This is a genomic window from Conexibacter arvalis (assembly GCF_014199525.1).
Classification (GTDB): Bacteria; Actinomycetota; Thermoleophilia; order Solirubrobacterales; family Solirubrobacteraceae; genus Conexibacter; species Conexibacter arvalis.
Window position 1 is genome coordinate 34,753 of the sequence record NZ_JACHNU010000002.1, and the last position, 14,185, is coordinate 48,937.

Here is a 14,185-nt window from a genome sequence, read left to right on the forward strand (position 1 = left end):
GCAGCGCTCCGCCACCGGACGCCCGGGCGCGCATTGGCTTTCTGCACGTCTCTGAGACGTGCAGAAAGCCAATGCGGGGGCGTTTAGCCGCCGCGCATCCAGCGGGCGCGCGTCCAGCCGGCGCGTGTCCAGCCGGCGCGCGTCCAACCGCCGCGCGTCCAGCGGGCGCCGTCCCGCCACCGCGCGTCCCGCCGCCCGCCCGTCCAGCCACCTCGCGCGGGCTCGGGTCAGGCGGCGGCGGGATCCGGGCCGCCGACGACCACGCCGACACTCGCGACGGTGACGAGCGCGACGCCGGCGACCTGCGCGGCGCCGAGGCGCTGACCGAGCGCGACGAGGCCGACGAGCGCGGCGACCGCGGGGTCGAGGCAGAGCAGGACGCTGACGACGCGCAGGCCGGCCCGCCGCAGCGCGATCAGCTCGCAGGCGTACGGCAGCGCGACGCCGAGCAGGCTCAGCAGCGCGACGAGCGCGAGGTCGCCCGGCCGCGGCTCCCGCGCGAGCGCGTCGAGCGCGAACGGCAGTGTCACGACGGCGCTGACCGCGACGGCGAGCGCGAGCCCGTCGAGGCCGGCCGAGTCGTCGCCGACCCGTCGCGCGCTGAGGAGGTAGCCGGCCCAGCAGGCCGCCGAGCCGAGCGCGAATGCCGCGCCGGCGAGCGAGTCGAGCGCGAGGCCGCCGCAGACGAGCAGGACGCCGGCGACGGCGAGCGCGACCCACGCCAGGTCGCGCGGGCGGCGCGAGCGGCTCGCGGCGACCAGCAGCGGACCGCAGAACTGGATCGCGACCGCGGTGCCGAGCGGGATGCGGTCGATCGCGCAGTAGAGCCCGACGTTGGCGCCGGCGATCGACAGTCCCATCCCGCCGATCCCGAGCCAGGCGCCGCGCGACCGTCGGCCGATCCCGCCGCGCAGGAGGCCGGCGAGCATCAGCGCCCCGAAGGCGAAGCGCAGCCCGCTCGTGCCGAGCGCGCCGAGCGTCTTGAAGACCGAGGTCGCGAGCGCCGACGAGGTCTGGATCAGCAGCGACGCGCTCAGCACGAGCGCGGCGCCGGAGACCTCGCCCGCGCCACCCGCACCGCGCCCGCCGCTGGCGGTTCCTGCACCGCCCTCCCCGCTCGCCACGGCGGCGCCGGAGCCGTCGCTCCGGCGCCGCGTGGGCCGTCCGTCGCTTCCCTGCCGGGCGTCGAGCGCCCGGTCGATCGTCACCGCGCCCGCGCGGTCGCGATCAGGCAGCAGATCTCGAACAGCAGGTTCGCGCCGCTGAACTGCGTCAGGCCGGTCGGGTCGAGCGACGGGGCGATCTCGCAGACGTCGCCGCCGATCACGTCCATCCCGCTCATCGAGCGCAGGATCACCTGCGAGTCGCGCATCGACAGGCCGCCGGGCTCGCGCGCGGCGGTGCCGGGCGCGTGCGACGGGTCGAGGCCGTCGATGTCGTAGGTGACGTACACCGGCGCGTCGCCGATCACCTCGCGGATCCGCTCGATCACCGCCGCGCGGCCGATCTCCTCGTACTCGTCGTAGGTGATCGCGGTGAAGCCGGCGTCGACCCCGTACTGGATGTCGTCGTCGCCGAAGCGGGTCCCGCGCAGGCCGATCTGCACGACGCGGCGCGGGTCGATCAGCCCCTCCTCGACCGCCCGCCGCATCAGCGAGGCGTGCGTGTCCCTCTGGCCGAAGAAGCGGTCCTGGATGTCGGCGTGGGAGTCGAACTGGACGACGCCGAACGGCGCCGCGTCGCGCAGGCCGCGGAAGATCGGCAGCGTCGTCGAGTGGTCGCCGCCGACCGCCAGCGGCGCGACGCCGTGCTCGCGCAGCTCGCGCACGTACCGCTCGACCGCCGCGAACGACCCCGGCACGTCGAGCACGTTGACCGGCGCGTCGCCGACGTCGGCGACGTTGACGAGGTCGAACGGGCTCGTGCCGGTCGACGGGTTGACGCGCCGGATCGCCCGCGACGCCTCGCGCACGGCCGCCGGCCCTTCCCGCGTGCCGCCGCGGAAGGTGGCGTTGTCGAACGGCACGCCGAAGACGCCGACGTCGACGTGCTCCAGGCTCTCCACGCGCGGCAGCCGCATGAAGGTCGCGACCTCGGCATAGCGCGGGATCACGGCCGAGTCGAGCGGCTGCAGGTCGGGACGCCCCGCCTGCGCGTCCGCGAAAGGCGAGGCGGAGGGCGACGCGGCGGTCGCGACCGGCTGCTCCGCCCGTGCCGGCCCCGCCTGCGCGCCCGCCTGCGCCTCCCCTGCCGCCCGCGCCGGCCCCGCCGCCCCGCCGATCACGCGCAACTCCTCCGGGAAGCGGACCGACAGCGGCTGGTGGCCGCCGTCGGCGACGACGACCTCCTCCTCGCCGACCAGCCAGCCGACGCCGGCGAACTCGCCGTTGGGCTCGAGGCAGAGCACCTCGCCGGCGCGCAGCGGCGTCGGGTCGTGCGGCGACAGCGACGGCGGCTCGGGCATCTCCTGCCCGAGCCCGTGGCCGGCGCGGGCGTAGATCGACGGCGCCTCGCCGAGCAGCGCGGCGGCCAGCTCGGCGACCGGCGTGCCGGCCGCGACGACCTCGCGCGCACGCCGCAGCGCGACGTTGAGCTGTTCGTAGGCGGCCTGCTGCTCGCGCGTCGGCGGCGCGCTCGCGTAGACGCGGTTGAAGTCGGCGAAGTAGCCGCCGCCGATCTGCAGGCAGAGGTCGGCGAACAGCAGCTGCCCGCGCTCCCACGGCCGGTCGGTCGGACCGCCGAGCGGGGCGCGGTCGACGCCGGCGATGATGCCGCTGTAGCCGATCCGCTCGGCGCCGGCGTCGTAGGCGCAGCGCCGCAGCAGGCGGCCGAGGTCGCGCTCGCTCATGCCGACGCGCGCCTGCGCCGCGAACGCCTGGTGGGCTTCCTCGCAGATCTCCGCGGCATGTCGCATCCGCTCCAGCTCCCACGGCGACTTGACCCGCCGGGCCCGCCAGATCAGCCCGGAGGCGTCGCTCACCTGCCCGTCGAACAGGCGCAGGCGGTCGAAGGCGTGCAGCGTGAAGCCGGGAATGAAGTGCCACTTCTCCTCGATCCCGATCGCCGCGACGTCGCGCTCGTGTAGCAACGCGACGAGCTCCTCGACCGCCGGCACCTGGTAGTCGACCTGGACGCCGTCGGCGTCGAGCACCGCCGGCCCGACGTACGGCCGGACGGCGACGTCGATCGCGTCCAGCTCGACGCTCGTCGCCTCGCCGACGTGGCAGACGACGGTCGCCGTACCGTCGGCCAGCAGCACGACGACGAACGGCTTCGAGCGGTTGCCGAAGAAGGTCGTCTCGTAGCCGGTCAGGTAGTGGGCGTTCGCCTCGCTGGCGACGACGAGTGCGTCGAGGCCCCGTTCTCTCAGCAGCCGCGCGAGCGTCGCACGGCGCGCCGCGACGTCGGCCTCCAGGCCGCGCCGGTCGAGCGCGCGGCTGGCCGCGAAGCCTGGCGTGTCGATCGTCGTCATCGGTCGCTCCGCCCGTCGCAGAGCCGCACGATCAGGTCGGCGTAGATGCGGCTGGCCCGCACCAGCTGGTCGATCGGGACGTGCTCGTCGCGGGTGTGGGCGAAGTCCTCGCTGCCGGGCCCGATGCCGATCGTCGGGATGCCGGCGGCGCCCATGAACGTCGCGTTGACGCCGAACCGCCAGGTCTTCAGGCGCGGCTCGCTCCCCGTGACGGCGGCGATCGCGGCGCGGCCGGCGTCGACGAGCGGGTGGTCGGCCGGGATCGACATCAGCGGGTAGACGTTGACGAGCGCGACCTCGGCGGCCGTGCCGGTCTCGCGCCCGACCCGCTCGACCAGCGCCCTGATCTCGGCGAGCGCCGACTCGGGCGTCTCCGACGGCACGTAGCGGCGGTCGATCCGGATCGTGCAGCCGCTCGGGACGACCGCGACCTCCGCGCCGGGGTCGGCTCTGACGTCGGTGACGGTGACCGTGCCGCGGCCGTACAGCTCGTCGGCGGGCAGCGTCCGCGGCATCTGCTCCAGCGCCCGCAGGAAGGGGATCGCGCGGTAGACCGCGTTGACGCCGTCCTCCGGCGTCGAGGCGTGGCTGGAGCGGCCCTTCACCGTCACGTCGACCTGGATCTTGCCGCGGTGGCCGAGGTACAGGTCGAGCTGGGTCGACTCGCCGCTCAGCCCGTACTCGGCGCGGATCCCGCGCTCCAGCAGCGCCGGCACGCCGAGCGGCGAGTCGGTCTCCTCCTGCACGTCGGCGGTGAACACGTAGGTCCCGTCGCGCAGCTGCTGCGGGTCGAGGAATGCGGCCGCGTAGGCGCCGGCCGCGACGTTGGCCTTCATGTCGCACGAGCCGCGGCCGCGGATCGCGAAGCCGCTGCCGCCGTAGGCCGCCGCGTCGACGATCTGCGCGCCGTACGGGTCGTCCATCGCCGCCGGCGGGACGTGGTCGACGTGGCCGTTGAACATCAGCCGGTTCGGCCCGCTGCCGATCCGCGCGACGACGTTGCCGTGCTCGTCGCGCTCGATCTCGCGGTAACCGAGCGTCTCCAGCTCGGCGACGAGCAGGTCGGCGACGGCCGCCTCCTCGCCGGGGAGGCTCGGCGTCGCGACGAGCCGCTGCGCGAAGCGGACCAGCCGCCGCTCGACTTCGTCGAGGCCGCTCAGCGCCGCCGCGGCGAGGTCCGGTGCCTGCGCGCTCATGCGCCCTCCCCTCCCCGTTCCAGCTCGGCGTCGGCGACCGCAAGGCCGTGGTCGAGCGCGGCGGCGATCGCCTTGATGTCGTCGGCCTCGGCGATCAGCGGCGGCGCGATGAACAGCGAGGTCTGCTCGCCGCTGGTCGTGATCAGCACGTCGGCCTCCAGCGCCCGCGCGGCGACGCGGCTGGCGAGCGGCTCGGCCTCCTCGCCCTTCCACGTGCGCCAGTCGGGCCCGTGCAGCTCGACGGTCCAATGCAGGCCGCGCCCGTCGATCCGGCGGACCGACGGGTGGGCCTCGGCGATCAGCCGCATCTGCTCCTCCATCACCGCGTCGAGCTCGGTCGCGCGCTCGTGGACGCGGTCGCGCTCGGCGACCTTCAGGTGGGCGCGGATCGCGGCGACCTCGATCGGATGGCCGCGGAAGGTGCTGTAGGTCTGCCACGCCTTGCCCGACAGCCGCTCCAGCATCTGCTTGGAGATCAGCAGCGCGCCGGCCGCCGCGCCGCCGGCCGCCAGCGACTTGCCCATCGTCACCATGTCGGGCCGCGAGTCGCCCCTGTGGAACTGCTGCCAGCCGCCGACGCGGCCGAAGCCGGTGACCGTCTCGTCGGCGATCCAGATCGTCCCCGTCTCGCGGGCGATCGCGGCGACGCGGTCCTGGTAGTGGGGCGCGTGGTAGATGCCGCCCTGGCTGTAGTCGAGGATCACCGCCGCGCTCTTGGAGAGCTTCTCGGTCGCGTCGGCGACCCAGCCGTCGTCGGCGAGCGTCGGGTCGGCCTGGCCGGTGATCCGCCCGCTCGTCGGCGCGGCGATCGTGTGCACCGGCACCATCGGCGGCGCCGGCGCGACGCCGCCCTCCAGCGACGAGAGGCCGCCGTGCCACTGGGGCTGGACGGTCATGTCGCGGGCGAGGCCGGCGCCGCCGTGGTAGGCGCGCAGGCGGGTCGCGAGGTCGCGCCGGCCGGTCAGCGCCTGGCAGAGCGCGAGCGCGACGTCGTTGGCCTCCGAGGCGCTGATGAAGAAGCGGACGGCGCCGATCCACTCCTCGTCCTGGAAGCCGATGCGGATCAGGTCCTCGGCGGCCGCCTCGCGCTCCCACCAGCCCCAGCCCTCGTTGACGACGGGGGCGTCGGCCGCGGCGCGGACGGCCTCGACGATCTCCGGATGGCGGTGGCCGAGCGGGGCGGCGGTGTTGCTGGCGTCGATGACGCGCCGCCCGTCCTTCAGCTCGAAGTGGATCCCGTCGCCGCCGACGACCGTCGGCACCGCCGCCTTGCCGGCGGTGAGGCTGGTCGACAGCAGGCGGGTCGGTGCGGTCGTCGCCATCAGATCCGCGCCTTGCCGCCGAAGCCCCACTGGGGTCTCGGCACGCCGATCAGCACGACCTCGGTCTCGCGACCGACCTGCTCGCCGAACGTGTCGGCCATCGCCTTGGTGATGCGCTCGATCAGCTCGGCGGTCTTCTCGGGGGACTCCCAGCGGGTGTCGAATGCCTTGACTTCGATGAACGGCACGGCTTTCACTGCTCCTGATTCGGGGGGATGTTCAGGCCCGCGTCTCCGCGGCGGTCTCGTGGATCAGCTCGAGGATCTCGCGCTTGTAGTCGGCGAACTCGGGCGTCGTGAGGACCTCGGGGTCGCGCGAGCGCGGCAGGTCGATCACGACCTCCTTGCGCAGGCGCCCCGGCCGGGGTGACATGACGTAGACGCGATCGGCGAGGAAGACCGCCTCGTCGATGTCGTGGGTGACGAAGGCGATCGTCCGCCTCCGCTGCTCCCACAGGTTGGTGAGGAAGCGCTGGGCGCCGCTGCGGGTCAGCGCGTCGAGCGCGCCGAACGGCTCGTCCATCAGCAGCACGTCGGGGTCGTTGGCGATCGCGCGCACGATCGCGACCCGCTGCTGCATGCCGCCCGACAGCTCTGACGGATAGGCGTCGGCGAACTCCGACAGCCCCATCTGCGCCAGCAGCTCGTCCGACTGCCCGTGGCGCTCCTTCGCCGGCGTGCCGGCCAGCGACGGGCCGAACTCGACGTTCTCGCGCACGCGCAGCCACGGGTAGAGCGTGTAGCTCTGGAAGACCATGCCGCGGTCGGGGCCGGGGCCGGTCACCGGCCGCCCGCCGACGAGCGCGGCGCCCTCGGTCGGCGGCTCCAGGCCCGCGATGACGTTCAGCAGCGTCGACTTGCCGCAGCCCGATCCGCCGACGATGCAGCCGAACTCCCCGTCGGGGATCGTCAGCGAGACGTCGTCGAGGGCGAGCACGTCGCGGCGGTCGGCGTTGTAGACCTTCGTGACGCGGTCGATCTGGATGGCGCCCATCAGCGACGGCCTTTCGCGTAGGGGAACAGGCGGCGGTGGAGCAGGCGGAACAGCGCGTCGCTGACGAGGCCGAGCGCCCCGATCGTGAGGATCCCGGCGATCACCGTCTCGCTGTCCATGTAGCGGCCGGCGTTGAGGATCGAGTGGCCGATCCCCGTCTCGGCGGAGACGAGCTCGGCGACGATCAGGTAGGTCCACGCCCACCCCATCGCGATCCGCAGGTTGTCGATCACGCCCGGCCAGCAGGCCGGCAGCAGCACGCGCGTGAAGACCTGGCGGTTGGAGGCGCCGAGCGTGTAGGCGATCGACAGCAGGTTCTTCTGGACGTTCGCCGACACGTCGGCGACGAGCAGCGTCAGCGGGAAGAAGACGCCCATGCAGATGACGGCGACCTTCTCGGTCTCGTCGATGCCGAACCAGATGATGAACAGCGGGATGAACGCGGTCGCGGGCATGAAGCGGACCGCGGCGACCAGCGGCTCGATGAACGCCTGCACCGCGCGGAAGGAGCCGATCGCGATGCCGAGCGGGACGGCGACGACCGCCGACAGCGCGAAGGCGATCAGGATCCGCCGCGTGCTCGACCAGACGTCGCCGGCGAAGCCCTCGTTCGCGAACAGCTGGTAGAGCCGGTCGGCGGTCGCGCTCGGCGTCGGCAGGAAGAGGTCGTCGACCAGCTCGCCGTAGGAGACGATGCTCCAGAGCGCGAGCACGAGCAGGAAGCAGCCGCTCGTGAGCGCGAGCGCGAGCGGGCGCGAGATCGGCTCCTTCGGCCGCATCGCGGTGCTGAGGCGGGAGCGCCGGGCCCGCAGCGGAAGCTGCGGGCCGGGCGCCGTCGCGGCCGTGCGATCGGCCGCGTCGCGGGCGTGCGTCTCAACCATTGCCGAGGTACTGGGGGTCGAGCGCGTCGGTCGCCTTCACGGCCGTCGAGACGTCGCCTATCTCGCTCCAGAAGCGGCCGGCCTCGTCGGCGACGGCGTACAGCGGGCCGGGCGCGTCGGCCGTGCCCATCAGTCTGCGCGCCTCCGCGGAGGTGTAGAACTTGATCGACTCGAGCTGGTCCTCGATGTCGCTCGCTCTCGTGTCGAGGCCGCGCGACATGATCTCGATCGCCTCCTTGGGGTTGGAGCGCAGGAACTCGATCGATCTGTCCCAGCCGGCGATCGCGGCGCGGACGGCGTCGGGGTTGTCCTCGGCCCACTCCCTGCCGAGCGCGATCGTGTCGACGATCACGTCGGGGTAGTCCTTCGTCGAGGCGAGCACCGTGCCGCCGCTTTCGGCCGCCTGGTCGAGCCACGGCTGCCAGGTCGCGGCGGCCGGGACTCTGCCGGCGACGAACGCCGAGCCGGCGGCGGAGGGATCGAGGTTGCGCGCGGTGATGTCGTCGAGGCTCATCCCGTTTCTCTGCAGCGCGTACGCGAGCAGGAACTGCGTCGTCGTGCCCTCCTGGACCGCGACCTCTCTGCCTCTCAGATCGGCGACCGTGCTCATGCCGTCGCCGCCGACGACGCCGTCCGCCCCGTCGGAGGCGTCGGTCACCATCACGTTCACGACCGGGACGCCCTTGGCGATCGTGTTGATGACCGTGTCGAGCGTCGTGGCGAAGCCCTCGAGCTTCCCGGCGCGGACCGCGACGCCGCGCTGCAGCGCGTCGTCGCCGACGACCGTCGGCCGCAGGTCGACGCCGGCCTCCTCGAAGAAGCCCTTCTCCTTGCCGATGAAGTACGGGCCGTAGCCCGTGTAGCTCGAGATGCCGAGCCGCAGCACCGGCTTGTCGCCCGATGCGGTGGACGCGCCGCCCGACGACTCGCCGCTGCTGCCGCATGCCGTCAGGGCAGCGGCCGAAGCGAGGGCGAGCGCAAGCGCCGCGAACCCACGGAAACACCTTCTCATTGAACCGTCCTCTTTCTCGGGGATTAGGGGGGCGGTCTCCTCTGGGCGCACACGCTAACAGGATTGTCGACAGTCGACTAGTCCACTTTCGCTCTGACCCCGATGACGCGCGACGCAAGCCCCCGCAGGGCATGCGCCATTCGGTCGACTGTCGACTTTCGTGGCGGGCGTGCGTTAGGGTATTCCGCGATGGCACCTCCGCGCAGGCCCAGAAAGGGAGCCGACGTGCTCGCGTTCGACCGCGTCGATCGCCCGTCGCTCGCGGACATGGCCCACGCCAGCATCAGCAGGTCGATCCTCGCCGGCGAGGTGCCGCCGGGCACGCAGCTGAAGGAGACCCACCTCGCCGACCAGCTCGGCATGAGCCGCGCGCCGATCCGGGAGGCGTTCAAGCGGCTCGCCGACGAGCACCTCGTCGTCGAGCGCCCGCGCTACGGCGTCTTCGTGCGCGAGTTCGACGCCGACGACATCGCCGACATCTACAACCTGCGCGTCGCGATCGAGACGACCGCGGCGCGCCTCTTCATCCGCGCCGGCGCGTCGACCACCCCGCTGCGCGCGCTCGTCGACGAGATGGAGGCGGCGGCCGGCAGAGGCGACACCGAGGCCGTCGTCGACGCCGAGGTCCGCTTCCACCAGACGCTCTGCGACCTCTGCGGCAACGGCTACGTCAGCGCCGTCTTCCGCAACCTCCAGGGCCCGATCCACATGGCGATGGGGATGGACGACCGCAACTACGTCGACCTCGACGAGATCGTCCACGAGCACGACCCCGTCGTCGACGCGCTCGAAGGCGGCGACGAGCAGGTCGCCGTCGCCGTCATCGCCGAGCACATCACCTCGTCAGTCGCCTCCGTGATCGAGCGCCTCGGCGGCGACCCGGGCCGGATCCTCGACTGAGGCGGGGCTCCCCGGCCCCGCCGTCGCTCAGGCCGCCGCGAGCGCGCCTGCGCCGAGCCGCCGGCGCCGGGCCGCGCGCGGATGCAGATCGGCCAGCGCGCGGGCGTCGCGCCACGCCGCGTCGAAGCCGAGCGCGTTGGCGGTGCCGCTCGTGCCGACGACCTGCCAGACGCGGTCGCCCTGCGCCTGGGCGGTCGTCAGCGCGACCTCCAGCGCCGCGAGCGCGCGGTCGCGCGCGGCCGCGACCGCGCTCGGGCGCAGACGGGAGGCGCGCGCGAAGGCGCCCGCGTCCTCCGCCGCCCGGCCCCCGACGGTCGCGGCCGCGCCGGGGCTGGCCGCGTCGCCCTCCCCGCCGCCGAGCAGCTCGCCGAGCTCGGCCGCCGCCGCGCGCACGAGCGCCGCGGCGCCCCACGCCTCGGAGAGCCCGGCTCCGAGCAGCGTCTGACTGAACGGGTCGCCGGTCGCCGCGCTCACGCCAGGGAGCGGGCGCGGCCGCGGCCGTCTGCGCGTCAGCTCCGCCGACGCCTCGACGCTGCCGAGCGCGAGCCCCGCGGCGACGGCGCCGTCGAACAGCGCCTGCAGCGCCTCCAGCAGCACCGGAAGCGCCGCCTCGCCCGCAGGCGCCCGCTCCCGCCCGGCCGCCGGGACGGCGGCCGTCGCCCCGGCCGGCGTCCCGCCCGGCGGCGCGACCGCGTCCGGCACGCCGCGCAGCCCCACTCGCTCGGCGGCCGGCGGCAGCTCGCGGCCGTCGCCGAGCAGCGCTCCGCGCGCGGCGGCCGCGCGCAGCGCGGCCGCCGCGGCGCCGGGCGCCCCGAGCGCGAGCAGCGTCGCCATCACCGCAAAATGGGACCCGAGCGCGAAGGCGGCCGAGCCGTCGCGCTCGGCGGTCGCCCGCACCAGCTCGGCCGCCTCCGCGACGGACGCGCCCTCGCCGCCGAGCGAGCTCGGCGCCAGCAGCGCCGGCGCCCCCTCGGCGCGCAGCGCCGCGAGCGTCGCCGCGGTCGCGGCGCGGTGGTCGTCGATCGTCGTCATCGCAACAGTCCTCCTTGCTGGCGTCAGTCGCCGTAGAAGCGCGGCCCAAGCTCGCGTGAGCCGTTGAGCAGCACGTCGCCGACGATGCGGTGGTGGTAGATCGGCGGGTTGAGGTGGAGCGAGTGGATCCGCACGTCGCGCCAGTAGCGGTCGATGCCGGTCGCGTGGCGGCCGGCGGCGACGCCCGGCAGCTCGAGCACCTCGGTGCCGACCTCCAGGCCGACGCCGGCCGCGAACAGCCGCAGCGTCTCGGAGCGCTGCTTGAGCGCGACGATCTCCTCGACCTCCAGCTCGCGCCGCCGCGCGAAGCCGTCGGCGATCTCGGCGGCGACCTCGTCGCGCAGCGCGACCGCCGCCTGGACGCGCGCCGACAGGCGGCCGAGCAGCGACAGCGCCTCCGGATCCAGCTCGGCCGCGGTCGCCGGCGGCGGCTCGCCGCCGCCGCGCACCAGCCCGAGCGCCGTCCGCAGCGCCCCCTGCGCCGCCCCGACCAGGATCGAGGCGAAGAACAGCCCGCCCGGCGCCTCGTAGAACGGCGGGAACGAGTCGCGCGGTCCGGGGTGGCTGTCGGCGTAGACCTCCTCCGGCTTCACGACGACGTCTCTGAACTCGATCGTCACCGTCGCCGTGCGGCGCAGGCCGAGGTGGTCCCAGTCGTCGTGGAAGGTCTGGCCCTCCCGGTCTCTCGGCACCGCGACGTAGACGTAGGAGCGCTCGTCGGTGCGCGGCGCGAGCACCGTCGAGAGGTCGCCGGTCAGCGCGCCGGTGTTGAGCGGCTTGACGCCGTTGAGCACGTAGCCGCCCTCGGGCGTCGGCGTCGCTCTGAACGGCACGAACGGCTGCGTCACGTTGCCCCACAGCCACCGCCCGGCGGCCGAGGCGCGCTGCAGCTCCGCGTTGCCGCCGTCGTAGTCGAGCAGGTCGGGGATGAAGTTCGTGAAGTGGTAGGCGAGCAGGCCGCCGACGTTCGGGTCCAGCGCCGACAGCTCGCTGACGACCGCCGCGGCCTCGACGTGGGTCGCCCCCTCTCCCCCGTGCTCGCGCGGGATCAGCAGGTTGGTCAACCCCGCCGCCCGGACCGCCTGCAGCTCGGCGTGCGGCGGCTCGCCGGCGCGCTCGCGTTCGGCGACCGTCGCCGCGAACCCGGCGACGCTGCGGCGGGCGACGCTGACCCAGTCGGTGGTGGTCGCCGCCTCCGTGACCTCGGCGATGCTCATCGCTCCCCTCCTGCGGGTCGGCGGCGCGCCGCGGGCGACAGCGCCGGGTTGTCGTAGCCGCGGTCGGCCGGGTTGATCGTCGTCCCGGGCGGGACGATTTCGTCGATCCGGTCGAGCACGTCGTCGCTCAGCGCGACGTCGGCGGCGCCGAGCTGGCTCTCCAGCTGCGCGGAGGTGCGCGGGCCGATGATCGCGGAGGTGACCGCCGGGTGGCGGATCACGAACGCGAGCGCGAGGTGGATCAGGCTGATCCCGGCCTCGTCGGCGAGCGCCTGCAGCCGCTCGACCGCCGCGTACTTGCGCTGGTTGACCGGCAGCGACAGGTCGTAGAGGTGCGGGAAGCGGGCTCCGCGCCGGCTCTCGGCGATCGCTCTGCCCCTGCCGGTCAGCCAGCCGCCGCCGAGCGGGCTGTACGGCAGGATCCCGATCCCGTGGCGCCGCGCGGTCGGCAGCACGTCCTTCTCGACCTCGCGGGCCAGCAGCGAGTACGGCGGCTGCTCGGAGACGAGCCGTTCGCGCCCGCGCCGCTCGGCGACCCACTGCGCCTCGACCAGCCACTCGGCCGGAAAGGTCGAGGAGCCGATCGAGCGGATCTTGCCGGCCGCGACGAGATCGCTCAGCGCGCCGAGCGTCTCGTCGAGGTCGGTGTGCCGGTCGAGCCGGTGGATCTGGAAGAGGTCGATCCAGTCGGTTCGCAGCCGGCGCAGCGACGCCTCGACCGCCTGCACGATCCAGCGGCGGCTGCCGCCCTGGTGGTTGGGGTCCTCGCTCATCGGCCGGTAGGCCTTGGTCGCGAGGATCACCCGCTCGCGGCGTCCGCCCGCGAGCGCCTTGCCGACGATCGTCTCCGACTCGCCTCTCGAGTAGACGTCGGCGGTGTCGACGACGTTGACGCCGGCGTCGAGCGCCTGGTGGACGATCCGGATCGCGTCGTCGTGGTCGGGGTTGCCGGCCGCGCCGAGCATCATCGTCCCGAGCGTCAGCGGCGTGACGCGCAGACCGCTGCGCCCACGGATGCGGTGGTCGGAGAGGCTCATCCGACCGGGTCCTCGATCGAGTCGGCGTTCGCTCTCGTGATCACCCTGCCGCCGGACAGGACGACCTGTCTGGGCTGGTCTGCGTGCTGTCCGGTGAGCGCGTTGTACGCGGCCCAGACGAGCTGTCTGTGCAGCTCGTGCGGGCTGCTCCAGTAGGTCGCGAACAGGTCGCCGCGCTTGACGCCCTCCAGCGCCGGCCGGTAGCCGCCGTTGCCGATGATCTTCACCGCGTCCTGGCCGGAGGTGCGGGCGGCGGTCGAGACGCCGACCGAGAGGCTGTCGGTCGCGGTGAAGACGGCGTCGAGGTCGCGGTGCTTGGCGAACAGCGCGGTCCCGGCCTCGGCGCCGGCCTCGGGCGTGTCGACTCTCGCGTCGACGCGATCGACGTACCGCAGGCCGAACCTGTCGCCCCAGTATCTGACCTGTCTGACCTTGTAGTCGAGCATCGGCGCCGGGATCCCGAGGCCGATCAGCGCGTACGTGGCGCCGGGCTGCGTCTCGGCGAGCAGCTTCGCGCGGTCGTAGGCCGACTTGTCGGTGCCGGAGAAGATCTCGCCGGCGAAGCCCTCCTGGAACGGCAGGTCGGCTCTGTATGGGACGTCGTTGACGAAGACGAGCGTGCCCTGCGCTCTGGCCTTGTCGAGCAGCGGCGTGAGCGAGTTGGGGTCGAGCGCCGAGAGGACGATCGCGTCGACTCTCTGCGCCAGCAGCTGCTCGACGTCGGAGACCTGCTTCTGAACGCTGAACTGCGCGTCGGTCGCGATCACCCTGCCGCCGAGGCGCGCGACCTCGTCTCTCACGGCCTCCTCCTGGGCGACCAGCGACGGGACCGCGGTCGACGGATTCGGGAAGCCGATCGTGAACCTGAAGCCCGCTCTGATCTCGGGCTCCGGGAAGCTCGTCGGGAGGTCGGCCTCCGGGCCGTCGTAGACGACGTCGGCGACCCGCGCGGCGCCGTCGCCGCCGCCGGCGGCGGGCGTCGCCGGCGCGGCGGCGGTCGCGGCGGCGTCGTCGTCGGACGAGCCGCACGCGGCGAGCGCGACGGCCGCGACGGCGGCGATCAGCAGCGCGAACGCGCGCTTCGCCCAATCGGGTGCGATGCGGTGCATCGGGGTGGTTCTCC

The 14,185-nt window shown here is 73.9% G+C and carries 13 protein-coding genes; 1 reads left to right on the top strand and 12 read right to left on the bottom strand.

What is annotated here, in order from left to right; all coding sequences use genetic code 11:
- Positions 1-227: 227 nt before the first annotated feature.
- From BDZ31_RS08725 to BDZ31_RS08760, 8 genes are all read right to left on the bottom strand, one after another.
- On the bottom strand, positions 228-1,124 hold the full coding sequence (locus BDZ31_RS08725) for an EamA family transporter (protein ID WP_183341165.1): 897 nt from the start codon (positions 1,122-1,124) through the stop codon (positions 228-230).
- 80 nt (positions 1,125-1,204) lie between these two features.
- On the bottom strand, positions 1,205-3,472 hold the full coding sequence (locus BDZ31_RS08730; RefSeq protein ID WP_183341167.1) for an arginase family protein: 2,268 nt from the start codon (positions 3,470-3,472) through the stop codon (positions 1,205-1,207).
- Positions 3,469-4,668 carry a M20/M25/M40 family metallo-hydrolase gene (locus BDZ31_RS08735; RefSeq protein WP_183341169.1) on the bottom strand — a complete coding sequence of 400 codons (1,200 nt, stop codon included), beginning with the start codon at positions 4,666-4,668 and terminating at the stop codon, positions 3,469-3,471. The genes BDZ31_RS08730 and BDZ31_RS08735 overlap by 4 nt, the downstream gene beginning before the upstream one ends.
- Positions 4,665-5,990 (bottom strand): aminotransferase class III-fold pyridoxal phosphate-dependent enzyme, encoded by a 1,326-nt coding sequence (locus BDZ31_RS08740; RefSeq protein WP_183341171.1) that lies wholly within the window; start codon positions 5,988-5,990, stop codon positions 4,665-4,667. Before BDZ31_RS08740 ends, BDZ31_RS08735 begins: the two co-directional genes overlap by 4 nt.
- Complete coding sequence (locus tag BDZ31_RS08745) at positions 5,990-6,178, bottom strand: tautomerase family protein (protein ID WP_183341173.1); 189 nt, start codon at positions 6,176-6,178, stop codon at positions 5,990-5,992. Before BDZ31_RS08745 ends, BDZ31_RS08740 begins: the two co-directional genes overlap by 1 nt.
- Positions 6,179-6,209: 31 nt before the next feature.
- Entirely contained in the window at positions 6,210-6,983 is a 774-nt protein-coding gene (locus BDZ31_RS08750) for an ABC transporter ATP-binding protein (RefSeq protein ID WP_183341175.1), read from the bottom strand.
- Entirely contained in the window at positions 6,983-7,864 is an 882-nt protein-coding gene (locus BDZ31_RS08755; protein ID WP_183341177.1) for an ABC transporter permease, read from the bottom strand. Before BDZ31_RS08755 ends, BDZ31_RS08750 begins: the two co-directional genes overlap by 1 nt.
- Complete coding sequence (locus BDZ31_RS08760; protein ID WP_183341179.1) at positions 7,857-8,876, bottom strand: ABC transporter substrate-binding protein; 1,020 nt, start codon at positions 8,874-8,876, stop codon at positions 7,857-7,859. The genes BDZ31_RS08755 and BDZ31_RS08760 overlap by 8 nt, the downstream gene beginning before the upstream one ends.
- Positions 8,877-9,101: 225 nt before the next feature.
- On the opposite strand from BDZ31_RS08760, the gene BDZ31_RS08765 reads away from it, so the two are divergent.
- On the top strand, positions 9,102-9,776 hold the full coding sequence (locus tag BDZ31_RS08765) for a GntR family transcriptional regulator (RefSeq protein ID WP_221242952.1): 675 nt from the start codon (positions 9,102-9,104) through the stop codon (positions 9,774-9,776).
- Positions 9,777-9,803: 27 nt separating this feature from the next.
- Here the strand turns inward: BDZ31_RS08765 and BDZ31_RS08770 are convergent, their stop codons facing one another.
- Genes BDZ31_RS08770 through BDZ31_RS08785 form a run of 4 tightly spaced genes read right to left on the bottom strand, consistent with a single transcriptional unit; the run spans position 9,804 to position 14,171 of the window.
- Positions 9,804-10,808 carry a hypothetical protein gene (locus BDZ31_RS08770; RefSeq protein WP_183341183.1) on the bottom strand — a complete coding sequence of 335 codons (1,005 nt, stop codon included), beginning with the start codon at positions 10,806-10,808 and terminating at the stop codon, positions 9,804-9,806.
- Positions 10,809-10,831: 23 nt separating this feature from the next.
- Positions 10,832-12,025 (bottom strand): acyl-CoA dehydrogenase family protein, encoded by a 1,194-nt coding sequence (locus BDZ31_RS08775; protein ID WP_183341185.1) that lies wholly within the window; start codon positions 12,023-12,025, stop codon positions 10,832-10,834.
- A complete protein-coding gene (locus tag BDZ31_RS08780; RefSeq protein ID WP_183341187.1) occupies positions 12,022-13,062 on the bottom strand; it encodes an aldo/keto reductase in 1,041 nt (346 codons plus the stop codon). Before BDZ31_RS08780 ends, BDZ31_RS08775 begins: the two co-directional genes overlap by 4 nt.
- On the bottom strand, positions 13,059-14,171 hold the full coding sequence (locus tag BDZ31_RS08785) for a sugar ABC transporter substrate-binding protein (protein WP_183341189.1): 1,113 nt from the start codon (positions 14,169-14,171) through the stop codon (positions 13,059-13,061). The genes BDZ31_RS08780 and BDZ31_RS08785 overlap by 4 nt, the downstream gene beginning before the upstream one ends.
- Between the last annotated feature and the right edge of the window lie 14 nt (positions 14,172-14,185).